Origin of the sequence: Neobacillus sp. NPDC058068, from assembly GCF_042885335.1 — a bacterium.
Classification (GTDB): Bacteria; Bacillota; Bacilli; order Bacillales; family Cytobacillaceae; genus Neobacillus.
In genome coordinates, this window is sequence record NZ_JBHVSI010000012.1 from 183446 (window position 1) to 208358 (window position 24913).

Below are 24913 nucleotides of genomic sequence, written 5' to 3' on the forward strand. Positions count from 1 at the left end.
GAATTTATTGACACTTCAAATTGTTTCGACTAAAATGAATTCTAATAATAAAATGGTGACGCATAAATATATACTCTTATCCAGAGCGGCGGAGGGACTAGGCCCGATGAAGCCCGGCAACCTTCAAGGTATTCCTTGAAAAGGTGCTAATTCCTGCAGGTTATTTTTAACCTGACAGATAAGAGGAGGAAATGAACCCTCTTCTTATGGAAGAGGGTTTTTTGCTTATCATTAAATCTAAAGGGGTGGATTAACCATGAGTGCAATAAAAGTAGCAATTCTTGGTTTTGGAACTGTTGGTGAAGGGGTTTATCGGACCATACAATCCCATTCGGAAGAGTTAACAGCTGTTTTAGGAAAAAAGGTGGAGGTAGCTGCTGTCCTCATTAAAAACAAGCAAAAGGAAAGGGAAATAAATGAAGATGTACTTGTTACGACGGATTATGAAGAAATCCTAGAGCTGCCCCAGCTTGATATTGTGGTCGAAGCCATTGTCGACAAAGAACCAACGTTTACATTTTTGAAAAAAGCAATCGAGCGCGGCTGTCACATTATTACAGCCAATAAAGAAATGTTTGCCCACCACGGGAAAGAGCTGTTCGCGCTCGCAGAAGAGCATCATGTTTCTATTGGTTTTGAAGCAACGGTGGCTGGGGGAATTCCGGTTATTCAAACGCTAAGGCAGTTATTAAAAATAAATCGTGTCCAGCAAGTCCAAGGAATTCTTAACGGGACATCAAATTTCATTTTGACGGAAATGCGCGTGAAAAAGCAGTCATTTGCTGAAAGCTTACTCTCGGCACAAGTGAATGGCTATGCGGAAGCGGATCCAACTAATGACGTTGAAGGCTATGATGCTTTTTATAAAACGATGATCCTGAGCCGTATCGCTTTTGGGGAAGAACCGATTTGGCTGGATGTCGAGCGGGAGGGGATTACTTCAATAACTAGTAAATTAATTGAAGCCGCTGAAAAATTAGGCCTTCGATTCAAACATATTGCAAGTCTTACTAGGGCAGGGGGTCAAATAAAGTCATCGGTTAAACCTGTTCTGGTTGGAAATGAACACCCATTCTATCATGTGGAGGGAGTAGAGAATGCTGTAAATGTTTTCTCGGATATAGTCGGAAGAATCACCCTCCAGGGGCCAGGTGCCGGTATGTATCCCACTGCAAGTGCGGTAATTGAAGATTTGGTGTATGTCTGTCAAAGTAAGCCTGCCAAAAGTAGTGTGACTCCTCCTCCCACAGCCATTTCGGAACCGGAAAATCCGCAGGGAAAAGAAACTTGGCTTGTATATGGACTTGCCAAGAAACAACTAAACACGTCGATTTTGTGGATTGAACAGGTTTCTGATGGGACGTATATCATCCAGGCGACTAAGAAAGATGTTGAACAGCTGGTCCGTAAACAAAATGTACTAGGCTATTATCCTATATTGGGAGAATATAACGTGGAAAAGAAAGATGAAGTATTAACAGCACTTTAATTCAAATGGGTTGTTGAACGTGAAGGACGAATCTAATCAATATTTAAAGAGGTGCGCAGGGCAAGAAAAGCCATATGCCGCCTCTTTTTTACAAAGATAAGAAAGTATAAATTTTTGACTTTGAGAATTGTCCAGCTCCAGCGCCCTAGCGGCTAATGTCCTTCGCTCTCCGCCCTACGATAAGTCAACATCGAATCGCCTCCGGCTTTTCGTGTTTCCTTTATCTCAGTTGGAGCGCTCCAGGCCATACGCCGCTGACCAGGGCGCTTACGCTTTTCTTATACTTGGTAAGTTCACATTCTATTCAAATTTCTAACATTAATATGTTAATAAACTGTGAAAGTCGTTGTCAATTTACTTCAAGGGGAGTATATTAAGAGTGTAGAGAAGATAGTGAAACAATTCACAAACTTCACTGCAAGATACAGCTAGCTGAACAGCCCCTTCATCGAAAAGGGGAATAGAAATTTTATTTTACATTAACTTGTGAAACATTTCACAAAAATAATAGGAGATGATTGTGATGAGGTGGTACAAAACCCCTGTCGCAGCAGTTGTTTGGACAGTATTGAGAGTATGGCTTGGATTACAATGGATTGAAGCAGGCTACCATAAACTAACAGGTGGATTTGATGCAGGTGGATTCCTCAAATTTGCGCTTGCTAATGCAAAAGGGGATCATCCAGCAGTGCAAGGTTGGTACGCTGACTTCTTACAACAATTCGCGATTCCAAATGTTCATATCTTCAACGTGTTAATTCCTTGGGGAGAATTACTTGTTGGTCTAGGATTAATCGTCGGTTTAGCGACGATTCCAGCTTTAATCGCTGGTGCCTTCATGAACTTAAACTTTATGCTTGCAGGTACTACTAGCACAAACCCGATTCTTTATACAGCAGCAATGATTCTACTTTTCGTGGGAGCTGGAGCTTATCTCTTCGGTCTTGACCGCTATACAGTACCATTTATCAAAGGCTATTTCAGGAAAGGTCATGTGAAGGCAGTCAAAAGCAATCAATAGCAGTAACGAGTTCTAATCGCTTAAAAATTGAAAATCTCTCTTTAGAGCTCGATGAAATAATATTTCCCCCTTTTATAGTTGAGAAGCAGGGCAGACCTGCTTCTCTTTTTTCTCGTCAGGAAAATACCTTATTTATTTTTTCGATTTTTGGCGCGCTGGTTCGCTGCGTTTGAGCGTGCTTGTGCCTCCAGATCTGCATGGTCAGCAAGTTCTTGTGAAAACTCTACGTCAATGCCATCTGACTTCATGTTCTTCGGTACCTGTGGAAGTGATCCTTTATTCTTATCACGAGTCCTGCCTCCGCGTGAACGTCCCATTGCAAAAACCCCTTTCAATTGTAGGCATGTTAGGAGCAACAATGCTCCCTTTACTAGCTTTTACAATTAGAAAGGGGTCCATTAATGGTAAAATATTTAAATTAGCGCATACTGACTAACACGTTAGGCTGTCAAGTTATTATAACTTTGTTTTTCGGTCATGGTAGCCGCCGGCACGGTCCGCCATTTTAAATTCTCTTTGGTAAGATACTTCCTGCATGCTTGTTAGCGGATATTTTCCTCTATCCTTATCTTTTTTCTTCTTTTCTGCCATCTTACTCATTCCTTTCAAAATTGTACTTATTTCCATTTTTACCTTTAAAGAAAGGAATGATACAAATTTCAGGAAAATATTCTTTTTTGATTTTGTAAAGGTTAACTATTTATTAAAAGGAAGTCCCTTTTTCCATCTATAATCGGTATCCCTGACCCAATAAACTAATTTATCATTGGATTTACAAATTAATATAGGTTTTAAATCCTGTAGTTGTGCAATCATAATAGGATCGACATCCTCACTGGTGATACGATAAGGTCCCAGCCAAGGATGTCCAGCTTTTTGATTGTTCCTCGTCCATAATCCCACACCGCCTGCGGCTAACTTACAAGCTACTGCAAAAAAACCTGAGTGGGTTTCAAAAAAAACTGGGACACCCACAGCACCATCGGCAAACGTTTCACTTTTGTACCATTTATTCTTATTATTACCTTGCCAATAATGGGTCAAAGAAGAATTCAATCTGACAATTAGTTCTTCATTCCCAAATTCACTTGTAATGGGTAAAGAAAGGTCATACATGTATGGATTACTTTGGTACCATGGATATTCTTTACTCCGGTATTTTTTACTATATTGTTCGGTTACAAGGTGTTTGATTAGTTTCCTCACCAAATCATGTTTATCACGATATACGGGATGGCACAACCAACTATTTTTTATGTTATTAAAGCTGTGAATCATTTCATCTAATGTAAAGTGGGGGCGGTAGCGAATCATCAATTCGTCAGTATTATTAGGATAGTTTTTGATTCTATAGCCAAGTTCCTTAGCCATGTTTACAAAAATAAACTCATCTGTTCCGAAGGATGATGTTTCTAGCAGTGCTTTCTTTAATATCGCCTTTTTTCTAAGTAAGGATCTGATGAGGGACCTTTTGAAAACCTGCCCGACATTGAAAATACCATAGAAGGGATAAATATTAAACAACTGTTTCCAGCGGCTTTTTTCCTTCATTAGTTCGTTTCCAATGTACCAATCTTCTTCCGGTATTCGTAATTTCACTGCCATGTAATCTGTATTCATCATTTGTGTATGGAGGAAATTTTCAAAGCCTTCCCTGATAAATAATGCATCCGAATCAATATTTACAAGGTAATCATAATCCATTTTCATTTCTTCGAGCCATTCCATAGTCTCGAGAAAATAAATTGTGGTGAATCCGCGTCCCATCTTGTGGCTAGATGGACAAACAGGAACCCCTAAATTATCACACAGGGTTGGATCATCGCCGCCATTATATAAGACCATGGAGCTATTTGGACAAAAATATCTTACGTTATCAATTAATTCTTTAACAAGAGGCCGGTTTTCATGAACAAGGATTGCAAAGCAGATTTTACTTTTAGAGGAAAGCGAATTTTTATTAAATTCCCTGGGGATGATATGATTCATCTTCTCTTGATACCCTTCACGTTCCTTAACTAATTTTACCGTTTCATATTTGTTTCCACTTGCTGAAATATACCGATTCAGGAGCTTATGATTGGCTTCACTATTTGGATTCGTTCCATAGTGAGATGAAGGGTGCCACAAATGAAATATTCTTGCCCTATAATTAACGAAGTGACCGCAAAGGGTATTGACCGCATGTGAAAAGGCATCATCTTCCCCTCCCCAGCCAACAAAACGTTCATCAAAACCGCCAACTGCTTCGAAATTCTTTCTTGGAATGACATTTAGTTTTCCAGCAAACCCGTTATAAATCCAATTTGCTTTAATACAGTTTGCTAATTCCACATCCAGTGGCCACTTTGGCGTTTTTTTAAACAGTTTTCTGGATTCGTATTTTGGAATATCATATATTTCTGTAAAAGGAACGACCCATGCCACTTTTTTTAACAAGTGTATAGAATCAAGAATAATTTGCGGGTCATAAACAATATCCGCATCTGCTATAACAAATATATCTCTTGTTGCCTTTTTGGCAGCTAGGTTAACAGCTTTTGCTTTGTTAATATCATTACCATTGTATAATCCTAAACATAATTCAGCTTCAGGCATTTCAGCAGCATAGTATCTTTTTAACCATTCAAATGCCTCTGCTCTTGGACCATAATCCGTTTGAAAAGGAATGATAATTGAGACATTTTCAAACATGCAAACCCTCCTTTTTTCAAATATTGTCCCTGCTTAATATATTCATTAATTGAACATATTCCGCTAATTTTCCAATATCATAACGATCACCGGATATGACTTTTCCAAAGACTGATTCAGATGCTAACAAACCTTTAATGGCATCCGTCAATTGTATTTCGCCTCCAACACCTTTCTTTACGGTGTCTAAACTTTGAAAAATCTCTGGAGTGAAAATATACCTGCCTACCACGGCAAGATTTGAGGGTGGATTGTTTATAGGTTTTTCCACGATATCTTGAATATTTATAAAATCAGGGCTGTCTTTCCCTTGAATAACCCCATAATCCTTTAAACAATCTTGATGTACCTGTTTTAGGGCGATAACGCTTCCATGAGTTTCCTTGTGAACATCAATTAATTCTTTAAGGGCAGGAATTTTTTGGGGAATGATAATATCATCTGGCAATAGAACTCCAAACGGTTCATTGCCTACAAAATCTTTCCCTAGTCGTATGGCGTCCCCGAGTCCACTTGCATAAGGTTGTCTAATATATAGAATTTCCACCTTTGGAAGTGCTAACTTTTCTACTAGATGTTCTTTATTTTGATTTTTTAAAAATGTATCCAACTCTAATGAATAGTCGAAATAATCAATAATCATATCCTTAGATTTTGATGTTATTATTAGTAATTGTTCAATCCCAGAATTTGCAGCCTCTTCGACAATATAGTGTATGGCTGGCTTTAATCCTAGTGGAAACATTTCTTTGGGGATTGCCTTTGTAATTGGAAGACTTCTAGTTCCGTAGCCTGCTGCAGGAATAATTGCCTTTCTTACCATTAATGAGCTCCTCACTTTCTTATTTCTCTCGAAAAAATTCAAAAAACTGTAACATGTCCAATATTTAGATTACAGAATAGGTCATCTTTTCTTTTGGAGTTAAGGAATTAGGGGAATTGTGAATTTTTACAATCCAAAAAGGGTCACAGCAAAAGTTTTATTTCATCTTATGTTCGATAGAGAGTGGATGAAAGAGGAAAAAGCCCATAATGTAGACAAACAATAAATATAAATAAGATGATGAATGGTTAATCATCAGGATTGTGGTAAAGTAATTTTGAGGTGAAGGAAATGGCTATTATAACAAAAATCACCACGCAGAAGAAAAATACGGAACGGTTTAATGTCTTTATGGATTACGGTAAAGGCGAGGAATTTGCTTTTAGTGTCGACAGCGATGTGTTAATCAAATTCCAATTAAAAAAAGGAATGGAGCTTGACGACTTTTCCTTTTTGGAGATTCAGTATCAAGACGATATTCGCAAGGCATATAACTTAGCGATTAATTATTTGGCAAGGAGAATGAGATCGGAAAAAGAGATAAGGGATTACCTAAGTCAAAAAGAGGCGGATGAGCCAGTTATTGATGAAGTAATCCATAAATTAACCGCCCAGAGATACATCAATGACGAGGAATTTGCTTTAGCATATGTGAGGACGCAGGCAAATACAACCGATAAAGGACCAGATTTAATCAAACTGGAGTTAAAAGAAAAAGGAATTGCTGAGGGGATTCGGATACAAGCCCTTGGAGAATATCCATTAGAGCAACAAATTGCGAAAGCAGTCAAAATGAGCGGAAAGTTTCTTCAAAAGGGAACAAAAGAATCCTTGAAAATTCAAAAGCAAAAGCTTGAGCAACTGCTGCTAAGAAAAGGTTATTCTTTTGAAGTCATTCAGATTGCTCTAGATGAAACCGAAGTGGATAAAGCAGATGATGAAGAAATGGAAGCGATTCGCTTCCAAGGTGAAAAGGCTGATCGGAAATTTTCTCGTTACAGTGGTTTTGAATATCAACAAAAGATGAAACAGACATTATATCGCAAAGGCTTTTCAATGGAGCTAATCGAAAGGTTCTTGGCGGAAAAAGAAAACTCATGACAAGAAGCGTCATGAGTTTTCAATGATAATCGAATCTTGATCCAATTGTTCCATGATGATTTCCGCGATTTCTTTGGCTGAACGGAGGCGTGATTTGTCTTTAATGTGGTCGCTGTCGTCCCAGAATGGGGTGTCCATGCCACCCATATAGACAGCATTCAATTTAATTCCACTGCCTTCATATTCTTTTTGCAGACTTTCGGTAAAGCCCCTAACGGCAAATTTGCTAGCAACATATACGGCTTCATTCACTTTCCCACGTAAACCAGCGGTAGAAATAATATTCATAATTCGTCCCTGGCCATTTTTTTGTAAATGAGGGAGGATGGCCTTTGTCATTAAAATCGTTCCTAATACATTCGTATCTAACATTTCGCTAATTTGCTCGTTCTCTATTCCTTCAAATGGACCAAAATGACCAATTCCCGCGTTATTAACTAATCCGAATATTTCGTTTGTACTGCTAATTTCATACAATTTTTGTTCTACTTCTTCAGCGTTTCGGATATCTAACGGAAGGATGTCTGCTTTTCCTCCAGCCGTTTCAATTTCTTGTTTTGCATGGGCTAATTTTTCAATATTTCTCCCTACCAGCAAAAGGTGAAAGCCTTTTTGCGAAAAAATGAAAGCTAATTCCTTTCCCAAACCTGATCCTGCTCCGGTAATCAATACTGTTTTCATTGTTTATTCTCCTTCTGTGAGGTTTCAGTCTTTATTTATTCTATAAAAATTACTATACTAAAAAAAGAAGACAAAGGGGAGTGATTGAGCTGCAGCAGGAGAAACGCTATAGTGCAATGACAGAATATGAACTTAGACAGGAAATCGCCATGCTTCAAGAAAAGGCTAGAAAAGCGGAGCAAATGGGAATGGTCAATGAGTTTGCGGTTGTTGAAAGAAAAGTACAGATGGCACGAGCGTACATGATAAACCCTGATCAATTTAAACCGGGAGAAGTTTATGAAATCGAAGGAGACCCCGGCCACTATTTTAAAATTGATTATATGAATGGTGTTTTTGCCTGGGGCTATCGGCTTAAAGGTGATGGAAAAGAAGAGGCATTACCGATTTCTTTATTAAAATCGCTTAAATGACAAACCAGAGATATGGCTCTCTGGTTTGTCTTGTTGTACACTTATTTATAAACCTGCGGCGATTCATCATCGCGTTCACCAGAGGCACGCATCCGCTCTTGCGGATGTGTATTGATTGTGCCATCTGCTCTTGTGGAGGCATACTCTGCTTTCGCTCTTGGCTCTCCCTCAAACTTGTTATTATTTTGATTTGGGAAATTCTTTGCTTTATTTCTCATGCTGTACCTCCATTATCGGTAATGAGAAAAACGTGAAAAGCAAAGCATTCTCAATGCTTACCACGTAACAATAGTATCTGTGCTTTTACGCTCAATTATGTTATTAGATACTGGAAATGAAAAAAGCGAGTGACTAAAGTGGAGGGCACTGAAAAAGTCCCTTAAATTTAGGTTTGTGTGTCTAAATTGTCTGTTGATTTCCGCTCCAGGCGGCTTCGCTTTCCGCGGGCGTGCCGGTGAGCCTCCTCGGCGCTAGCGCCTGCGGGGTCTCACCTGCCCCGTACTCCCGCAGGAGTCTTCGCCGCCTTCCGCTCCAATCAACAGAGTTCTTTTATTCAGATAGATACCCTCATGAACAAAAAGATGCCTAAAAATTCACAAGATTTTCAGTGCCCTCCTAAAGTGCCACTGCTTTTTTAGCTAGGAATAATACTAAGTTTCTTCCTCAATTTCTTCTCACTAAACACCCAGCCTGTGTAGGAACTGATTGGCGTTAATTCGCGGTCTAGCTGGACGACGGCCACGAAGGGATAGTGACCATTGCTCCGGTAGCGCAGGTCAATAAAACGGACTTCATAAAAATCAGTGTATTCATCAACTTCCCAGCGATAAACAGGAGAAAACGATAGAAAAGCAGACAGGTTTTTATCCTTTTTTGCCGCTTCAATTACAGGTGTTTTGGGTACTGGTATACGTTGAAATCGATCTAATATCTCAACTTTATCCTTAAGTGCCTTTCCAACAAAAAATTGCTCGCGATTCATGGCAGCAATTCGCCATTGATGGAACTTCATTGTCGGGGCAATAATAATATCCGTTGCATCAGGTATAATCGTCCTTACTTCATCTAATACTCTTTTCTTCGCGAGATATCGCATGAAATAATAGCAGACGATAACGGCATACATCAGCAAAAAGGTAACCCCTGGATCTGCCCCTAAAACCCAAATGAAAATTCCAACAACATGAATTCCAAAAATAAACGGATCAAATGTATTAATGATGCCTAGAGCAACCCATTTGTTTGAAAAAGGCCTTAGAGCTTGCGTACCATATGCATTAAAAATATCAACAAAAACATGGATAAACACGGCAGCAAATGTCCAAGCCCATAAATGCAGTAAATTGGCATCCGGGAAAAACGGGTAAATGACCGCCAAAAGGGCAATCGGCCATAAAAGCACTGCAGGAATAGAGTGTGTTACACCACGATGATTACGAATGTAGATGGCATTATTTCTAAGTTTTAAAACTGTGTCAATATCTGGTATTTGTGAGCCGGCGATGGTTGCTATTAATACACTGGCTGTAGTGGCATGGCTGCTGGCGACGGATGGGTCAAGTGTAGCCAGACCCCCAAGAGCAATGCCCATAACAACATGAGTTCCAGTATCCAAAAGGAAAAGCCTCCTTTAATATGGTCTTGTCAAAAGCTAGTATTTGGCTTATCGTAGAACAAAATGTCTTTTTAATTAAAAAAAGCAGACCATGCCCGGTAAAAGGCGCTTGCTTTTCTTATTATATTCCCTTTTATCGTATTGTTTAACAACTTGGAGGCACAAAAGTTATGTTAATTGAACAGAAAAATCTTGAAAAAATCAATATAATTGCTTTTCAAAATGATTTAATTACCTGGTTTAAAAATGAACAGCGCGACCTGCCATGGCGGAAAGACCAGGACCCGTATAAGGTTTGGGTGTCAGAAATTATGCTTCAGCAGACAAGGGTAGATACGGTTATCCCCTATTTTAATCGCTTTATTGAATGGTTTCCAACCATTGAAGACCTGGCAGAAGCGGAAGAAGATAAAGTACTTAAAGCTTGGGAAGGTCTTGGCTATTATTCAAGGGTAAGAAACTTGCAATCGGCGGTTAAAGAGGTGAAGGAAAAATACAATGGAGAAGTACCAAACACTTCTGAAGAAATTTCTTCCCTTAAAGGTGTCGGTCCCTACACGGCTGGTGCGATATTAAGTATTGCTTACGGTATTCCAGAGCCAGCTGTCGATGGGAATGTCATGCGGGTTTTATCACGGGTCCTTTCCATTTGGGATGATATTGCCAAACCATCATCCCGAAAAGTATTCGAAAAAGCAGTCCGGACGTTAATTTCGCACGAAGATCCATCTTCATTTAACCAGGCATTAATGGAATTAGGGGCATTAATCTGTTCACCAACTTCCCCTTCCTGTTTATTATGTCCAGTTCGCGACCATTGTCATGCTTTTTCCGAAGGAGTACAAAATGAACTGCCGATCAAAACGAAAAAAACAAAAACGCGTGATGTCCAGCTTGCCGCAGCAATCCTGTTAGATGACAACGGAAAAATGTTAATTCATAAACGTCCAGCAAGCGGATTGCTTGCAAATCTATGGGAGTTTCCAAATGTTGAGCTCCATCATTCATTGCAAAATGAACGGGAGCAGGTCGTCCATTTGTTTAAACAAAACCTTGCTTTAGAAATTGACCTGAAGAAAATTATTGGTCAGATTGAACATATATTTTCCCACCTCGTTTGGAATCTAAACGTGTATACTGGCAAAATACACTCTGGGTTTCAAGAGAACGAGGAGTGGAAGCTTGTCTCATTTGAGGAAATCGAGAAATTTGCTTTTCCCGTTTCCGCTCAAAAAATGCTTAAGCTTTACCTAGAACATATAAAGTGAGATTAACGATAGAAGTCAAAAAAATTTGGTAAGTTCGGTTGCTTATAAAGGGTATAAGCAACCGAAACTGAGAAAATCATCCAAGTTCGGTCGCTTATAAAGGGTATAAGCGACCGAAACCGAGAAAATCAACCAAGTACGGTCGCTTATAAGGCGTATAAGCGACCGAAACCGAGAAAATCAACCAAGTACGGTAGCTTATAAGGGGTATAAGCTACCGAAACTGAGAAAATCAACCAAGTACGGTAGCTTATAAAGGGTATAAGCTACCGAAACCGAAAAAATCGTCCAAGTACGGTCGCTTATAAAGGGTATAAGCGACCGAAACTGAGAAAATCAACCAAGTTCAGTCGCCAACAAGATTGCATATTTTTAAAAAGGATTCTTCCCCTATTTACACATCATTGGATCATTTACCATATCCACTTGTTTTAAGTTTTTCTTATGTCGCTTGAAGACCACCGCGATTTTCAATTTCTTTAATGATTTCCCGATGGATTGTCTGTCCTTCACTATTTAAATATGGTGCTATTTGCTGTAAGGAATGATGAAAAAAAGCAAGCTCACTTGGTTCCCAATCTGATTTTGCCATCATCGAAAGCTCGGTCATATCTCGTCCCGCATACATGTTACTACTTCCTTTCAATAGGTTATTTTGCCTTAGTTTTTTGTTTAATAATTGTCTTCTATTCATGAAAAGGCTAAAATGGAGAAATAATTGATAGTAGAAGGGAATAAGAAAAATGACTCAAAAGGTAGCACTTATAACTGGCAGCAGCCGGGGAATTGGTAAAGCAACTGCACTTCGGTTAGCCGAAGCAGGATATGATATTGTAATAAATTATGCGAGAAGTAAAAAAGGTGCCCTGGAAACAGCTGAACAAGTTGAAGCGTTGGGTAGAAAAGCATTCATTATCAAAGCCAATGTTGGTGATGTCGATAAAATAAAAGATATGTTTGCTCAAATTGATCAAGAATTTGGCCGTTTAGACGTATTTGTCAATAATGCAGCCTCAGGAGTACAGCGTCCAGTAATGGAACTTGAAGAATCACATTGGGATTGGACCTTAAATATCAATAGTAAAGCTCTATTGTTCTGTGCGCAGGAAGCAGCCAAGTTGATGGAGAGAAATGGCGGCGGGAAAATTGTCAGCATCAGTTCGCTTGGTTCCATCCGCTATTTGGAAAACTACACGGTAGTTGGGGTCTCCAAAGCGGCACTTGAGGCTTTAACGAGATATTTAGCGGTCGAATTAGCACCGAAAAATATTGTGGTTAATGCGGTCTCTGGTGGCGCTGTCGATACGGAGGCATTGAAGCATTTTCCTAACCGTGAAGAACTTCTTCAGGAAGCAAAAGAAAAAACACCGGCTGGCAGAATGGTTGAAATTGACGATATGGTCAATTGCGTCATGTTCCTTTTGTCCGAGGAGTCAAGTATGATTAGGGGGCAAACGATTATTATTGACGGGGGAATATCCTTACTCGTATAGTAACTTTTTTTATTTAATAATTTTGGATAATCTCCACCTTCCATGGATACATTAATCTCGTGGAGGTGATTACAATGGCAAAATTCAATCAACAGCCAAACAAAACTTCAGCTGGAACAAACATCCAGGAAGTAAAACAACAAAACGCTCAAGCAGGTGCTGGAGCTGGCGCTGCCGGTTCTGCAGGTCAATTTGGAACTGAGTTTGGAAGCGAAACAAATGCACAAGAGGTAAAAAAACAAAACCAAACAGCAGAAGCTCGTAAAAACCAAAATGCTGGCCAATTTGGTCAAGAATAACAAAATACTTAAGCAGAAGGCGCTCTTTTCCGAAAAGGGCGCCTTCTTTTGTAGTAGTTTCTTCGACAAAACTTCCCTTAGGTCTACAGAAGTTGTCAAAGGAGAATACTGTTTATTAAAGAATACATAATGAGTACGAAAATATAAGGCGGTGAGGGAAATGAGTCATTTTAATCGATTAGTTTCCGAACAAATGGTGACGATGGAAAAACTTCTGTATCTTCAGGCTGAGCTTGAGCGCTGTCAACAAATCGAAGAAGAGCTTCAGATTCTCCAGAATGCCACTAATCTTGAAAGTGTTCAGACTGACATTCAACAGATGAAAAAGGAATTGAGAGAAATTCAGCTCATTTTTGAAAAGCAGACAGAAGAGGTAATTAATGCATATCGGGAGACAAACTTAACACATTCCATGTAGATAGTAAGAAAAATTCGCAAATTTTTACAAAGAGCCATGGATTTATGGCTCTTTTGTTTTAAATTCTGTTCTCAACCGTTATAATAATAGAAAATAGGAATTTTCTTTGTTGCCTTTTGTCGATATTTACTTAAAAAATTTTTAGAATAGGTTACAAAGCGTTCAGGAATGAAGGTAGGGGAGAACATGGGCGTACCCATAGAAGGTGAACCAATGCAAATACATAGCTATAAGCACAATGGGCACATCCATCGCGTCTGGGAAGAAACAACCGTTTTAAAAGGGTCGCAGCATTTAGTGATTGGCGGAAATGATCGTACCTTGGTAACTGAATCAGATGGGAGAACGTGGATTACAAGGGAACCAGCCATTTGTTACTTCCACTCACAATACTGGTTCAATGTCATTGGGATGATCCGAGAGGACGGCATTTATTATTACTGTAATATCAGTTCACCATTCATTTTTGATGGTGAAGCACTAAAGTATATTGATTATGACCTTGATATCAAGGTGTACCCTGATATGACCTTTAATTTACTAGACGAAGATGAGTATGAACGGCATCGCCGTGAAATGAATTATCCAGATGTGATTGATCAAATTCTAAAGCGGAATGTTGAAAAACTGATTCAATGGATTCGGCAGCGGAATGGCCCGTTTGCACCAGATTTTATTGATATTTGGTATGAACGTTATCTAACATATAGACGTTAGAAGCTAAACACCTGTTGATTGTTATATCAACAGGTTTTGTTATGAAGAGAGGAGGCTTTAATACGGTGAGCAGCATTCGCAGATACCTTCAATTTGTAAAACCGTATCGTCTGCAGATTATTGGAACGGTCATTATCGGGGTGATTAAATTTTCTATTCCGCTCATCATTCCATTGTTGATTAAATACGTCGTTGATGATATCGTCGGGAACCATTCCTTATCTCACGATGAAAAGATTAATAAACTAATGCTCATTATGGGTGTGATGCTTGTTGTGTTTGTCATCCTGAGACCGCCTATCGAATATTACCGCCAATATTTCTCCCAATGGACATCAAGTAAAATCCTTTATGATATTCGTGATACGTGTTTTTCACATATTCAAAAGTTGAGCTTCAAATATTATTCAAACACTCGTGCAGGTGAGATTATCTCACGTGTGATTAATGATGTCGAGCAAACCAAAACATTTGTTATTTCCGGATTAATGAATCTATGGCTTGATATTGCAACCATCATCCTTGCCATTATTTTAATGTTTTCAATGAATGCTAAACTAACGTTGGTTTCGATTCTTCTGTTCCCACTTTACGCCTTTTCAGTGCGTTACTTTTTCGGAAATTTACGTAAACTGACTCGTTCGCGTTCGCAAGCCCTGGCAGAAGTCCAAAGCTATTTACATGAGCGCGTGCAGGGGATGCCGGTAATTAAAAGCTTTGCGATTGAAGAATATGAACAGGGTCAATTTGATAAGCAAAATAAGAACTTTTTAGAAAAGGCGCTGCAGCATACAAGCTGGAATGCCAAGTCCTTTTCAACGGTTAATACGATAACGGATATTGCTCCATTACTCGTTATTGGCTATTCGGCCTATTTGGTCATCCAGAATCAGCTTTCACTGGGTACAATGGTTGCGTTTTTTGCCTATATTGACAAGCTTTATAGTCCACTGAGAAGGTTGGTCAATTCATCAACAACTATTACTCAATCCTTTGCATCGATGGACAGGGTATTTGAATTCTTGGATGAGAAATATGATATCGTTGATGCCCCCCATGCGCGGGTGTGCAGTAAAGTTAATGGAGATATCTCCTTTGAAAATGTTTCTTTTTCCTACGATAAAAATGAGGAAATGGTGTTAAAGAACATTCAGTTAGATGTGAAAAAGGGAGAAACGATTGCGCTTGTAGGGATGAGCGGCGGCGGGAAATCAACGCTAGTCAGTCTGATTCCTCGTTTTTATGACGTAACAAAGGGCAGAATTACTTTAGACGGGGTCGATATCCGGCAATTTAAGGTTCAAACTTTAAGAGACAAAATTGGTGTCGTTTTTCAGGATAATATTTTATTTAGTGAATCGGTTAGGGACAATATTTTATTAGGCAAGCCAGGGGCTTCGGATGAGGAAGTTTATCGGGCGGCTAAAGCGGCGAATGCCCATGAGTTTATCTTAAATCTGTCAGACGGGTACAACACCAAGGTTGGCGAAAGAGGTGTCAAGCTTTCTGGCGGACAAAAACAACGCGTTGCGATTGCCCGCGTATTCTTGAAAAATCCACCAATCTTAATACTTGATGAGGCAACATCAGCACTGGATTTAGAAAGTGAACATTCGATCCAAGAATCACTTGAGGAGTTGGCAAAGGACCGGACCACTTTTATTGTGGCCCACCGGTTATCGACGATTACCCATGCGAATCGGATTGTCCTAATTGAGCACGGACAAATCGTGGAAGTGGGAACACATGACGAACTAATGGCCAAACAAGGAAATTATTATAAATTATTTCAGGTGCAGCAACTAGAACAAACAAAAACCGAGGCAGAGTAATCTGCTTCGGTTTTTCTAGTCTTGGCCTTCTTCTTCAATCGATACCTCATTTTTATGGTAGGAATGAAAGCTGGTAATCAATATATCGAGATGTTCAACTTCTTCGCCATAATCAATAATCGAAGCGACAATCTGCATGGTATGGTAAAGATGCGGATTATCTTGGTCGGCAGATTCTCTCTGATGTGCTAAAAAGTAGTCGAATAACTCCTTTTTATTTAAGGAAACATTCTCTTCATGATATGGAGCCGGCGTTGGGATTTTTCCGATGAACCGAAGTAAGACCTGTTCATGATGATAAATAAGGTTATCTAGTTGTTCCTGTACCGATTGCTTAAAATTCTCATTGAGCTGGAGCAGCTCGTTTTCATAACGATGCAGTCTTTTTAACGTATCAAGTGCTTTTTTTGCCGTTAAGTTCAATTGCCGGTAAATAACAAGCTTTCTCGATTTTTCAAGATGCTGTTTAGAAAAATAACTTCGTTCTTCCTTGTACATCTTATAAAACTGACCCATCGTCTGGATTTCTTCTTTTAATTTCATAATATCTGTCTTGAGAAGCTGATGATCATAATCATGGCGTGTACTTAAACGAATCCACTTAATAATTTCCTCAGTAGTGCCAACGATTTTAAAATAAAGCTTATTTTCATATTTTGGCGGGATAAAGACAAGATTGACGATAAACGCTGAAAATACCCCAATCATGATAGTGGAGAAGCGAATCCCGGCAAATTGAATAAAACTTCCGCTTTGTGTTTCCATAATCGATATTAATGTTACAAGTGAGAGTCCGATTGTGTTCTCTAGTTTGAGTTTAAGATTAATAATAATCACAATGATTGCGGCTAAGCCGATAACGATAAAGTGGTTTCCTAATAGGAGAACTAAGATGACGGCAAGCAAAGCACCAATGATATTTCCTTGGATTTGTTCAACAATAGTTAAATAAGAGCGATAAATGGTCGGTTGAATCGCAAATATTGCTGCGATGGCAGCGAATACTGGTGAAGGCGAATGGAACAACTGACTTAAGTATAGGGCTAAAACAATTGCTATTCCCGTTTTTAAGATGCGGGCACCTAACTTCATTCTAAATAAATTCCTTTCAAAATACGTTTTTGTTTTATTTTGCTCACTAACAAACAATTAAGTACTATACATGGATTAATACATATAATCAAGAGAAATTATATGTATTTAACTTGTAAATATTGCAGGAATTTACGATAAAAAAACAAACGTCCTCAAAGCAGAGGACGTTAATTCGTTTGTGTGGTAGAAGGACGTGTGAAACACCCTATTCGTTTAGTAATGAAAAAGCATGATTTACTGCGTGAAGAGTTGCTTCGATATCCTCTTCCGTATGGGCAATCGTCAGGAACCATGCTTCGTATTTGGATGGAGCAAGATTAATTCCTTGCTTGAGCATCAGTTTAAAAAACTTTGCGAAAATTTCACCATCAGTGTTTTCCGCCTGTTGATAATTTTCAATTTTTTCAGATGTAAAATAAACAGTAAGTGCACCTTTCAAGCGATTGATGGTGATTTGAACGTCATGCCTCTTAGCTGCCTCTAAAATTCCTGCTTCAAGCACTGCCCCTAACCGATCTAAATAATCATAGACACCATCCTGCTTTAATACCTCGAGACAGGCGATTCCTGATAAAATCGATGCTGGATTTCCCGCCATTGTTCCAGCTTGGTATGCAGGTCCAAGCGGTGCTACCGTTTCCATGATTTCTTTCCGGCCGCCATAAGCACCGATTGGCAGACCGCCGCCAATAATTTTTCCCAGTACAGTTAAGTCAGGCTGGATGCCTAATAAATCCTGTGCACCACCGTACATAAATCGGAATGCCGTAATGACTTCATCATAGATTACAAGTGCACCTGCTGCATGAGTAAGATCATTGACTTGCTGCAAAAATCCTGGTTTTGGCTCAACGATCCCAAAGTTTCCAACGATTGGCTCAACTAATACCGCGGCAATTTGCGGTCCCCACTTTTCTAATGCTTCTTTAAATGGTCCGATATCGTTGAAGGGTACAGTTATCACTTCTTGAGCAATGCTTTTTGGCACCCCAGCCGAATCAGGTGTCCCAAGCGTGGAAGGTCCAGAGCCTGCAGCAACGAGGACAAGGTCGGAGTGACCATGATAGCATCCTGCAAATTTGATGATTTTATCGCGTCCAGTATAGGCGCGTGCCACACGGATTGTTGTCATTACCGCTTCCGTTCCGGAATTCACAAAGCGCACTCTATCCATTGAAGGAATCGCTTCTTTCAGCATTTTGGCAAATTTCACTTCGTGTGGTGTTGGGGTGCCGTAAAGAACCCCAGATTCTGCCGCTTTTTTAATTGCTTCTGTAATATGTGGATGGGCATGACCGGTAATAATTGGACCATAAGCTGCCAGGTAGTCAATATATTGATTGCCGTCAACATCCCAGAAGTAAGCACCTTGGGCGCGTTCCATGACAACTGGAGCACCGCCGCCAACTGCTTTATAGGAACGTGAAGGGCTGTTAACCCCGCCGACAATATGTTTTAAGGCCTCGTTATGTAGACGTTCAGAGTTTGGAAATTGCATATTTTACCTCCTATAATTATTTCATCCCTAATTTTATCACTATTTTTATTATCATTTAACTTTTTGAAAATTTAATGAAGTGCAGGACTATTGTTTTAACGCTCTTATTTAGCTAAACTAATTCATTAGGGTAAGTTTCAGGAGGTAGAAGGATGAAAAATGCCATTGAGGTACAAAAATTAAGAAAAGAATTTAAAGCCTACTCCAGTCGTTCTGGGTTAACGGGGGCATTCCGAGATTTATTCACAAGAAATTATAAAATTGCTACCGCTGTAAATGATATAAGTTTTACAGTCAAAAAAGGTGAAATGGTCGGTTACATCGGCGAAAATGGGGCAGGGAAATCGACCACGATTAAAATGCTGACAGGTATCCTGACTCCGACTTCCGGACAAATCAGCGTTAACGGCATGAATCCGCACAAAGAGCGGGAAAAATTTGTCCAAACTATCGGCGTTGTTTTCGGGCAGCGCTCGCAATTATGGTGGGATATCGCCGTACAGGAGTCATTCCGCCTGTTGAAAAAAGTGTATAAAGTGTCGGATCAACAATATGACGACCACATGAATCATGTCATTCGAACATTGGATATCGAGCCGCTTCTCGATAAGCCTGTCCGTAAATTATCGCTTGGTCAACGGATGCGCTGTGAATTGGCAGCAGCGTTGATTCACAATCCGCCGTTACTGTTCTTAGATGAGCCGACAATTGGTCTAGATGTACTGGTGAAGTTGAAAATTCGTGAATTTTTAAAAGAAATTAATGAGAAATATAACACGACGATTCTGCTGACAACCCACGACCTTACTGATATTGAAGCGTTGTGCGAGCGGGTAATCATGCTTGATGAAGGGCATGTGATTTATGACGGGGCACTTAAGAATTTAAAAGAAACATTAGGCGAAGGAAAAGAGCTCCAATTTCAGTTTCTTGAAAAGGTGGATCTCGCAGCTGTTAAACATGTAACAAACGGTATGTCTGTTAAATGGGAGTTAGATGATAAGGACCTAATCTTTACTGCAAATATCGAGGACAGCGATGAACTCATTTCGCAGCTTATTGCCACGGTCGCAGCTGCTTTTAAAATTAAAGACATGAAAATTAACGAAACCTCTACAGAAGAAATCATCCGTAATATTTATGAAAAGGGTGCGGTCGACGTTGGATAAATATTTAGAAATGATTAGAATCCGGTTTTTAATGATGCTCGCCTACCGGACGAATTATTATACGGGGATTTTTATTTATAGCATAAATATCGGAGCCTATTATTTTTTATGGACGGCTATTTATGGCGGGAAGGAGCAAATTCAGGGGCTGTCTGTCATCCAAATGACTACCTATGTCGCAATTTCCTGGATGGCCCGAGCGTTTTACTTCAATAACCTTGACCGCGAAATGGCGATGGAAATCATGGAGGGGAAAGTGGCCGTTGAGCTCATTAGACCTTACAATTATCTTGGGATGAAGACGATGCAGGGCTTAGGCGAAGGGATTTTTCGCTTGTTTTTCTTTTCGGCACCAGGACTTGTCATTGTTTATTTCATCTTCCCAATTCGGATCACCTGGGATCTGAGCGTATGGGGCTTATTTGCCGTCTCCATCCTGCTGAGCTTTTTCATTAATACGCAGCTAAATTTATTAACAGGGCTAACGACTTTCTTCTTATATAATAATACGGGGCTGATTCGGGCAAAACGTGTGGTCATTGATTTGTTTTCCGGTCTGCTCTTGCCGATTAGTTTTTTTCCCGGATGGGCGCAAGGGATTATGAAATACCTCCCGTTTCAAGGGATTAGCTATATACCGAGTATGATTTTTACGAAAGGCTTTTCGCACCAGCAGGCTATCGAAGCACTTGGACAGCAATTATTATGGGTAATCGTTTTAGTTATCCCAATCCAATTGCTGTGGCATGCGGCTAAGAAACAGCTGGTGATTCAAGGGGGCTAAGCGTTGTTTTACGTATCGATGTTTTTTCAATACCTATCGCAATATTTAAAAACAAGACTACAATATCGGGCAGATTTGTTTGTTGAGTTTTTCTCGGATTTACTTTCGCAGGCGATTAATCTGGTCTTTATCTTAGTCGTTTTTGGCCACACTAATTTGCTTCATGGCTGGAATCGGGATGAAATTATTTTTATTTATGGCTTTTTCTTAGTTCCTTACGCTGTCTTTTCTGCGTTTTTTAATATTTGGGACTTTAATGAACGCTATATCGTAAAAGGGGAACTTGACCGGATTTTAACAAGACCGATCCACAGTCTGTTTCAAATTATTCTCGAACGACTGGAACTGGAATCTTTATTCGGGGCACTTACCGGGCTTGCCGTTATGTTTTATGCCGGCAGCAGGCTGGGTGTTGAAGTGCACTGGTATGATCCGTTCTTGTTTATTGTGTTTGTAATCGGCGGAGCGCTTGTGTACGGCGGCGTGTTCATCATGCTTGCCTGCATTAGCTTCTGGGCAGATGCAAGAACATCGCTCATGCCGATGATGTACAATATTAGCAACTACGGCAGGTACCCGGTTAATATTTATAATAAAATCATCCGCTTTGTACTAACGTGGATTCTGCCGTTTGCGTTTGTTGGCGTTTATCCCGCGGCCTTTTTCCTTGGAAAAAATGAATGGTATTGGTATTCATTCATCACTCCAGTTATCGGAATTCTCTTTTTTGTTTTCTCCGTGCTCTTATGGAATCAGGGTGTCAAGAAATATCGCGGAGCGGGGAATTAATTACAACTTGGATATTTTATTGTCCAAGCAAGCATAGAAATAGAGTAACCTATGCTGAATTTAGAGGTGATCCTCGGTGTTCTATTTCTTGCTGCCAATTGTTATCTTTTGTATATTTATGAGTTTAAGAACTTTATTTATCCCTAACACAATTAGAGGGAAATTTGTCTCAGTAGATAATTTTCTTTATTTAGGGACAGTCTACTTGACCGTTATCCTTGGATTTGGATTAATTTATCTTCTCTTTCATTTAATTGGATTGCCGTTACTTAAAGAAGTGAACCCGCATCCAAAGGGTAATATTTTTGAAACAAGTTTTTATTTTAGCGCAATGACATTGTTCTCAGTCGGTAATGGGGATGTCCTGCCGCAGGGTGTGGGCAGAATTATTGCTGTTATTGAGGCATTAATAGGTTATACACTGCCCGCTGCATTTGTCGCGCGAGTCATGTTGAATAGGGAAAAATAATCCTATCGGCTGCGAGAAAGTTGTGTTATCTAGAAAGATTAGTTACGCTATAATGAAAGAAATAATTTACAATTGGAGTGATATCAAGTGACGGTTGAGATAGGGAAGCAAGCACCTGATTTTCAGTTAGAAGCGAATAATGGCGAGACAGTAACATTAGCAAAATTTCGCGGAAAAAATATTGTTCTTTATTTTTATCCAAAGGACATGACTCCTGGATGTACGACTGAAGCATGTGATTTCCGGGACCAATTTCAGCAATTTCATGATTTGAATGCGGTGATCCTAGGGGTAAGCCCAGATCCGGTCAACCGCCATCAAAAATTTATCGAAAAATACGGTCTGCCATTCTTGCTGCTTGCGGATACGGACCACGAAGCCGCCGAAGCCTATAGAGTATGGAAATTAAAGAAAAACTTTGGGAAAGAATATATGGGGATCGAAAGGTCGACATTTATTATTAATCAAGAGGGCACACTCGTTAAGGAATGGAGAAAGGTTCAAGTCAAGGGGCATGTGGAGGAAGCATTAACTTACATACGCGCTAACCAATAATTTTTCTAAGCCTATTTTTAAGAGGAAAGGCATTTGTCCAATGCAACAATCCTTGATTTGAATATCATTTTATTAGGGCATACCTCCTCAGATAAATTTTGGGTCCATAGCGGCCCTTTTTTTTATGCTTAAAAAGGGATATCTTCATTCCGAGTATTCGAAATATACATATAGGTGTTATGATAAAGAAAATAATCACTTCCTGTCTGCCAAAGGGGAAGAGCCAAATAGTTCATTGGGCTTGCACTAAGTCATTTAAATAATGAAAATTTTAAAGGGAAAGAAATCATTGAAAATGCATATCATAAAATACAATCAAATCTTTTTCATGTAGGAGCAAGTTAAAATATAAGAAACATGTCGGTTAGTGAGATTACAATATTGACAAAAGTACAAATTACCTAGTACAATTAATTATAACAATTATAATATAAGAATATTTTTTGGAAGAAGGTGCATGGCGATGAATCAATTAAAAGAAGCGTTGGATACCCTAAAGGATACGGGGGTACGAATTACTCCGCAACGTCATGCGATACTTGAATATTTAATAAACTCGATGTCACATCCTACTGCAGATGAAATCTATAAGGCACTTGAAGGAAAATTTCCAAATATGAGTGTGGCGACGGTTTACAATAATTTACGAGTATTTCGTGAAGTTGGTCTTGTAAAGGAATTAACTTACGGGGATGCATCAGCGCGTTTCGATTTTGTAACTTCGCATCATTATCATGTCATTTGTGAAAAGTGCGGAAAAATTGTCGACTTTCATTATCCAGGCTTAGATGAGGTGGAGCATCTTGCTTCACATGTGACCGGATTTAAGGTGGAAAATCACCGGATGGAAATCTACGGTTCCTGTCCTGAATGTGCAAGTAAAGAGGTACATTAACTTTATACTATGAAAGCTGATTTTAAAATTTTTGCGAAAAAAAGGATGACTTACCAATCACGGCTAGAAGCCATGATGGTAAGCCATCCCTTATTTATTTTTCCGGTTTTTCTTATTATAGGTTTCGTCAAATTCTTTTCCTTCGAGTTTGGGATCAAGTGTTAATGGTTCACGACAATACATACACATATCCACTTTCCCAAGCATTTTTGTTTGCTTTCCACAGCTTGGACACGTTACATGGATGGATTTTGTTGATAACATTCCAATCCAAAAATAAACAACTGTACTCGCGATAATAAAAAGAAGACCAAAAAGCATGAAGATGGTCATAATAAGTGGTGAAGTACGAAAAAAGATACCGCCATACATAACAATGAAGCCGATGAAAATTAATGATAATGCAAAGCTGCGAATTTTATTTATTTTACTCGAATATTTTGCCATGAAACTCCCTCCTAGAGAAACTATACCATATTTACGAAAAGAGAAAAAATCATGCGACATGAATGTCGAAATTTGTCTTTGTTTTAAGGAGGATATTTAGTTTCACTGTCGAACATATACCATACCCGAAAAAAATGGAGGAATGATGAATGGAAGACATCCTTCGGCCTATTTATCAAGAAAGGGCGAGCCAATCCAATACTCTAGGAGTGTTGTTAATTGAAAAAAAACAAAAATTAAGCCATATCACTGTTTCATTTGATGTTATTCTCTTGGTAATTGTAAAAGAGGCGGATCAGCCATTATTCATAAAACACTATACGTACAACAACAAAAAGGCTGCCATGCATGTCGTAGCCGAAACCCAGCTCCAAGAATGGCTTTTACTGGGCACAAATCGAAAAATATTTGAGTGGCTTTATGATGCCAAAATCCTTTTTGACCGAAATGAATACGTTGCAAATTTAAAAACGGAACTGCGCGAATTTCCTTTTAACGGACGAAAAATCAAAATGGGCGTAGAATTTGCTAAATTAATTCGTCGTTATGTCGATGGAAAAGCCCTATTCGAAAGCAAACAGGTTTTAGATGCTTATAATCATGTTGTCCATTCCTTGCACCATCTTGCAAGATTAGCGGTGATTGAAAATGGTCTTCACCCAGAGCTAACAGTTTGGCAGCAAGTAAAACAAATCGAACCGGAAATATATAAATTATATGAGGAACTGGTTAATAGTGAAGAGACACTTGAGAAAAGACTGGAACTGTTATTCCTTGCAAGTGAATTCATGATTCATTCTAGAACAAATATTGGGACCTCTCACTTATTGGAAGTACTCAGCGGCAAGGAATACTGGTTTTTTAATGAAATGATGAATGAAAAGGATTTAATCCCTTACTCCGTTGATCTTGCTGTCCTGCTTGAGTATTTAATTGAAAAACATCTAATAGATGTAATAAATATTGAAACAAAAGGTCATGGGGTTTTTCATCGCGGATATTGTGTTCACAAAAAATTATCGTAAAAAAATAAAAAAGGTATTGACCTTTTATTGTTTGCTTGGTATATTAATAACCGTCGCTGCGAAACATTCTTATAAAGTTTTCGTGAGTGACGGTTTGAAAAAAAGTTATTGACATTTTTAAAAGCTTTATGTTATATTAATAAAGTCGCTTAAGAGTGATTGAAAGATTGTTCTTTGAAAACTAAACAAACAAAAACGTCAACAAACAATATTTTTTAGTTTCTTTTAGAAACTAAGCCAACGTTTTATTTTATGAGCTAATCAACTTTCTTGGAGAGTTTGATCCTGGCTCAGGACGAACGCTGGCGGCGTGCCTAATACAT

Annotated in this window: 28 protein-coding genes and 1 riboswitch; of the genes, 17 read left to right on the forward strand and 11 right to left on the reverse strand. The window is 39.1% G+C overall.

The genetic code is table 11. The annotated features are described in order from the left end of the window. Positions 1-73: 73 nt before the first annotated feature. Positions 74-185: riboswitch (SAM riboswitch) on the forward strand. 71 nt (positions 186-256) lie between these two features. Then, positions 257-1489, forward strand: coding sequence for a homoserine dehydrogenase (locus ACFVSW_RS15730; protein ID WP_387317605.1), 1233 nt, complete (start codon positions 257-259; stop codon positions 1487-1489). Between the two features lie 523 nt (positions 1490-2012). Next, a complete protein-coding gene (locus ACFVSW_RS15735; RefSeq protein WP_387317606.1) occupies positions 2013-2510 on the forward strand; it encodes a DoxX family protein in 498 nt (165 codons plus the stop codon). Positions 2511-2638: 128 nt separating this feature from the next. Here ACFVSW_RS15735 and ACFVSW_RS15740 read toward each other — a convergent pair whose 3' ends face one another. The 4 genes from ACFVSW_RS15740 to ACFVSW_RS15755 form a co-directional block, all read right to left on the reverse strand. Further along, the gene (locus tag ACFVSW_RS15740) at positions 2639-2827 is read right to left on the reverse strand and encodes a YfhD family protein (RefSeq protein ID WP_387317607.1); all 189 of its coding nucleotides are present in this window, start codon (positions 2825-2827) and stop codon (positions 2639-2641) included. A 139-nt stretch (positions 2828-2966) separates the two neighbouring features. Further along, entirely contained in the window at positions 2967-3101 is a 135-nt protein-coding gene (locus ACFVSW_RS15745) for a YfhE family protein (protein WP_082195836.1), read from the reverse strand. A 105-nt stretch (positions 3102-3206) separates the two neighbouring features. Then, complete coding sequence (locus tag ACFVSW_RS15750) at positions 3207-5204, reverse strand: galactosyltransferase-related protein (RefSeq protein ID WP_387317608.1); 1998 nt, start codon at positions 5202-5204, stop codon at positions 3207-3209. 16 nt (positions 5205-5220) lie between these two features. Next, positions 5221-6027, reverse strand: a complete 807-nt coding sequence (locus ACFVSW_RS15755) for a UTP--glucose-1-phosphate uridylyltransferase (protein WP_387317609.1) — start codon at positions 6025-6027, stop codon at positions 5221-5223. A 291-nt stretch (positions 6028-6318) separates the two neighbouring features. Between ACFVSW_RS15755 and recX the strand changes: the two genes are divergently transcribed. Then, entirely contained in the window at positions 6319-7128 is an 810-nt protein-coding gene (recX, locus tag ACFVSW_RS15760) for a recombination regulator RecX (protein WP_387317610.1), read from the forward strand. Between the two features lie 9 nt (positions 7129-7137). On the opposite strand, the gene ACFVSW_RS15765 is transcribed toward recX, so the two are convergent. Beyond that, the gene (locus tag ACFVSW_RS15765; RefSeq protein WP_387317611.1) at positions 7138-7809 is read right to left on the reverse strand and encodes an SDR family NAD(P)-dependent oxidoreductase; all 672 of its coding nucleotides are present in this window, start codon (positions 7807-7809) and stop codon (positions 7138-7140) included. A gap of 89 nt (positions 7810-7898) precedes the next feature. Between ACFVSW_RS15765 and ACFVSW_RS15770 the strand changes: the two genes are divergently transcribed. Further along, complete coding sequence (locus ACFVSW_RS15770) at positions 7899-8222, forward strand: YfhH family protein (RefSeq protein ID WP_387317638.1); 324 nt, start codon at positions 7899-7901, stop codon at positions 8220-8222. A gap of 41 nt (positions 8223-8263) precedes the next feature. Here the strand turns inward: ACFVSW_RS15770 and ACFVSW_RS15775 are convergent, their stop codons facing one another. Then, positions 8264-8440: a small, acid-soluble spore protein K gene (locus tag ACFVSW_RS15775; RefSeq protein WP_024030816.1), complete on the reverse strand. Its 177-nt coding sequence runs from the start codon at positions 8438-8440 to the stop codon at positions 8264-8266. 416 nt (positions 8441-8856) lie between these two features. Further along, a complete protein-coding gene (locus ACFVSW_RS15780) occupies positions 8857-9837 on the reverse strand; it encodes a metal-dependent hydrolase (RefSeq protein WP_387317612.1) in 981 nt (326 codons plus the stop codon). A 170-nt stretch (positions 9838-10007) separates the two neighbouring features. On the opposite strand from ACFVSW_RS15780, the gene mutY reads away from it, so the two are divergent. Continuing rightward, positions 10008-11105, forward strand: coding sequence for an A/G-specific adenine glycosylase (gene mutY / locus ACFVSW_RS15785; protein WP_387317613.1), 1098 nt, complete (start codon positions 10008-10010; stop codon positions 11103-11105). A gap of 442 nt (positions 11106-11547) precedes the next feature. On the opposite strand, the gene ACFVSW_RS15790 is transcribed toward mutY, so the two are convergent. Next, positions 11548-11733, reverse strand: a complete 186-nt coding sequence (locus tag ACFVSW_RS15790) for a hypothetical protein (RefSeq protein WP_024030819.1) — start codon at positions 11731-11733, stop codon at positions 11548-11550. 115 nt (positions 11734-11848) lie between these two features. On the opposite strand from ACFVSW_RS15790, the gene fabL reads away from it, so the two are divergent. The 5 genes from fabL to ACFVSW_RS15815 all read left to right on the forward strand — a co-directional run bounded on the left by fabL (position 11849) and on the right by ACFVSW_RS15815 (position 15864). Beyond that, positions 11849-12598, forward strand: a complete 750-nt coding sequence (gene fabL / locus ACFVSW_RS15795; protein WP_387317614.1) for an enoyl-[acyl-carrier-protein] reductase FabL — start codon at positions 11849-11851, stop codon at positions 12596-12598. A gap of 74 nt (positions 12599-12672) precedes the next feature. Further along, positions 12673-12897, forward strand: coding sequence for a gamma-type small acid-soluble spore protein (locus tag ACFVSW_RS15800; RefSeq protein WP_387317615.1), 225 nt, complete (start codon positions 12673-12675; stop codon positions 12895-12897). A 160-nt stretch (positions 12898-13057) separates the two neighbouring features. Beyond that, positions 13058-13315 (forward strand): YgaB family protein, encoded by a 258-nt coding sequence (locus ACFVSW_RS15805; RefSeq protein WP_387317616.1) that lies wholly within the window; start codon positions 13058-13060, stop codon positions 13313-13315. A 186-nt stretch (positions 13316-13501) separates the two neighbouring features. Further along, on the forward strand, positions 13502-14032 hold the full coding sequence (gene ntdP, locus ACFVSW_RS15810; protein ID WP_066083827.1) for a nucleoside tri-diphosphate phosphatase: 531 nt from the start codon (positions 13502-13504) through the stop codon (positions 14030-14032). Positions 14033-14097: 65 nt separating this feature from the next. Next, on the forward strand, positions 14098-15864 hold the full coding sequence (locus tag ACFVSW_RS15815) for an ABC transporter ATP-binding protein (RefSeq protein WP_387317617.1): 1767 nt from the start codon (positions 14098-14100) through the stop codon (positions 15862-15864). A 15-nt stretch (positions 15865-15879) separates the two neighbouring features. On the opposite strand, the gene ACFVSW_RS15820 is transcribed toward ACFVSW_RS15815, so the two are convergent. Continuing rightward, on the reverse strand, positions 15880-16956 hold the full coding sequence (locus ACFVSW_RS15820; RefSeq protein WP_387317618.1) for an FUSC family protein: 1077 nt from the start codon (positions 16954-16956) through the stop codon (positions 15880-15882). Positions 16957-17164: 208 nt separating this feature from the next. Next, positions 17165-18457 (reverse strand): glutamate-1-semialdehyde 2,1-aminomutase, encoded by a 1293-nt coding sequence (locus ACFVSW_RS15825; RefSeq protein ID WP_387317619.1) that lies wholly within the window; start codon positions 18455-18457, stop codon positions 17165-17167. A gap of 152 nt (positions 18458-18609) precedes the next feature. Between ACFVSW_RS15825 and ACFVSW_RS15830 the strand changes: the two genes are divergently transcribed. The 6 genes from ACFVSW_RS15830 to perR all read left to right on the forward strand — a co-directional run bounded on the left by ACFVSW_RS15830 (position 18610) and on the right by perR (position 23118). Beyond that, entirely contained in the window at positions 18610-19626 is a 1017-nt protein-coding gene (locus ACFVSW_RS15830; protein ID WP_387317620.1) for an ABC transporter ATP-binding protein, read from the forward strand. After that, on the forward strand, positions 19619-20410 hold the full coding sequence (locus tag ACFVSW_RS15835) for an ABC transporter permease (protein WP_387317621.1): 792 nt from the start codon (positions 19619-19621) through the stop codon (positions 20408-20410). The genes ACFVSW_RS15830 and ACFVSW_RS15835 overlap by 8 nt, the downstream gene beginning before the upstream one ends. Before the next feature lie 3 nt (positions 20411-20413). Beyond that, positions 20414-21199 (forward strand): ABC transporter permease, encoded by a 786-nt coding sequence (locus tag ACFVSW_RS15840; RefSeq protein ID WP_387317622.1) that lies wholly within the window; start codon positions 20414-20416, stop codon positions 21197-21199. A gap of 76 nt (positions 21200-21275) precedes the next feature. Further along, complete coding sequence (locus tag ACFVSW_RS15845; RefSeq protein ID WP_387317623.1) at positions 21276-21668, forward strand: ion channel; 393 nt, start codon at positions 21276-21278, stop codon at positions 21666-21668. Positions 21669-21755: 87 nt separating this feature from the next. After that, entirely contained in the window at positions 21756-22223 is a 468-nt protein-coding gene (gene bcp, locus ACFVSW_RS15850; protein WP_387317624.1) for a thioredoxin-dependent thiol peroxidase, read from the forward strand. Positions 22224-22680: 457 nt separating this feature from the next. Beyond that, positions 22681-23118 (forward strand): peroxide-responsive transcriptional repressor PerR, encoded by a 438-nt coding sequence (perR, locus tag ACFVSW_RS15855; RefSeq protein WP_034725105.1) that lies wholly within the window; start codon positions 22681-22683, stop codon positions 23116-23118. Between the two features lie 90 nt (positions 23119-23208). Here the strand turns inward: perR and ACFVSW_RS15860 are convergent, their stop codons facing one another. Further along, positions 23209-23565 (reverse strand): YgzB family protein, encoded by a 357-nt coding sequence (locus tag ACFVSW_RS15860; RefSeq protein WP_387317625.1) that lies wholly within the window; start codon positions 23563-23565, stop codon positions 23209-23211. A 149-nt stretch (positions 23566-23714) separates the two neighbouring features. Here ACFVSW_RS15860 and ACFVSW_RS15865 point away from each other — a divergent pair, with 149 nt between their 5' ends. Continuing rightward, complete coding sequence (locus ACFVSW_RS15865; protein WP_387317626.1) at positions 23715-24590, forward strand: nucleotidyltransferase-like protein; 876 nt, start codon at positions 23715-23717, stop codon at positions 24588-24590. Positions 24591-24913 lie beyond the last annotated feature (323 nt).

Bases quoted from the DNA above. Each gene is read 5' to 3' on its own strand.
- ACFVSW_RS15730 (WP_387317605.1), top strand. From the start codon at position 257: ATGAGTGCAATAAAAGTAGCAATTCTTGGTTTTGGAACTGTTGGTGAA.
- ACFVSW_RS15735 (WP_387317606.1), top strand. From the start codon at position 2,013: ATGAGGTGGTACAAAACCCCTGTCGCAGCAGTTGTTTGGACAGTATTG.
- ACFVSW_RS15740 (WP_387317607.1), bottom strand. From the start codon at position 2,827: ATGGGACGTTCACGCGGAGGCAGGACTCGTGATAAGAATAAAGGATCA.
- ACFVSW_RS15745 (WP_082195836.1), bottom strand. From the start codon at position 3,101: ATGGCAGAAAAGAAGAAAAAAGATAAGGATAGAGGAAAATATCCGCTA.
- ACFVSW_RS15750 (WP_387317608.1), bottom strand. From the start codon at position 5,204: ATGTTTGAAAATGTCTCAATTATCATTCCTTTTCAAACGGATTATGGT.
- ACFVSW_RS15755 (WP_387317609.1), bottom strand. From the start codon at position 6,027: ATGGTAAGAAAGGCAATTATTCCTGCAGCAGGCTACGGAACTAGAAGT.
- recX (WP_387317610.1), top strand. From the start codon at position 6,319: ATGGCTATTATAACAAAAATCACCACGCAGAAGAAAAATACGGAACGG.
- ACFVSW_RS15765 (WP_387317611.1), bottom strand. From the start codon at position 7,809: ATGAAAACAGTATTGATTACCGGAGCAGGATCAGGTTTGGGAAAGGAA.
- ACFVSW_RS15775 (WP_024030816.1), bottom strand. From the start codon at position 8,440: ATGAGAAATAAAGCAAAGAATTTCCCAAATCAAAATAATAACAAGTTT.
- mutY (WP_387317613.1), top strand. From the start codon at position 10,008: ATGTTAATTGAACAGAAAAATCTTGAAAAAATCAATATAATTGCTTTT.
- ACFVSW_RS15790 (WP_024030819.1), bottom strand. From the start codon at position 11,733: ATGTATGCGGGACGAGATATGACCGAGCTTTCGATGATGGCAAAATCA.
- fabL (WP_387317614.1), top strand. From the start codon at position 11,849: ATGACTCAAAAGGTAGCACTTATAACTGGCAGCAGCCGGGGAATTGGT.
- ACFVSW_RS15800 (WP_387317615.1), top strand. From the start codon at position 12,673: ATGGCAAAATTCAATCAACAGCCAAACAAAACTTCAGCTGGAACAAAC.
- ACFVSW_RS15805 (WP_387317616.1), top strand. From the start codon at position 13,058: ATGAGTCATTTTAATCGATTAGTTTCCGAACAAATGGTGACGATGGAA.
- ntdP (WP_066083827.1), top strand. From the start codon at position 13,502: ATGGGCGTACCCATAGAAGGTGAACCAATGCAAATACATAGCTATAAG.
- ACFVSW_RS15820 (WP_387317618.1), bottom strand. From the start codon at position 16,956: ATGAAGTTAGGTGCCCGCATCTTAAAAACGGGAATAGCAATTGTTTTA.
- ACFVSW_RS15825 (WP_387317619.1), bottom strand. From the start codon at position 18,457: ATGCAATTTCCAAACTCTGAACGTCTACATAACGAGGCCTTAAAACAT.
- ACFVSW_RS15830 (WP_387317620.1), top strand. From the start codon at position 18,610: ATGAAAAATGCCATTGAGGTACAAAAATTAAGAAAAGAATTTAAAGCC.
- perR (WP_034725105.1), top strand. From the start codon at position 22,681: ATGGCGATGAATCAATTAAAAGAAGCGTTGGATACCCTAAAGGATACG.
- ACFVSW_RS15860 (WP_387317625.1), bottom strand. From the start codon at position 23,565: ATGGCAAAATATTCGAGTAAAATAAATAAAATTCGCAGCTTTGCATTA.
- ACFVSW_RS15865 (WP_387317626.1), top strand. From the start codon at position 23,715: ATGGAAGACATCCTTCGGCCTATTTATCAAGAAAGGGCGAGCCAATCC.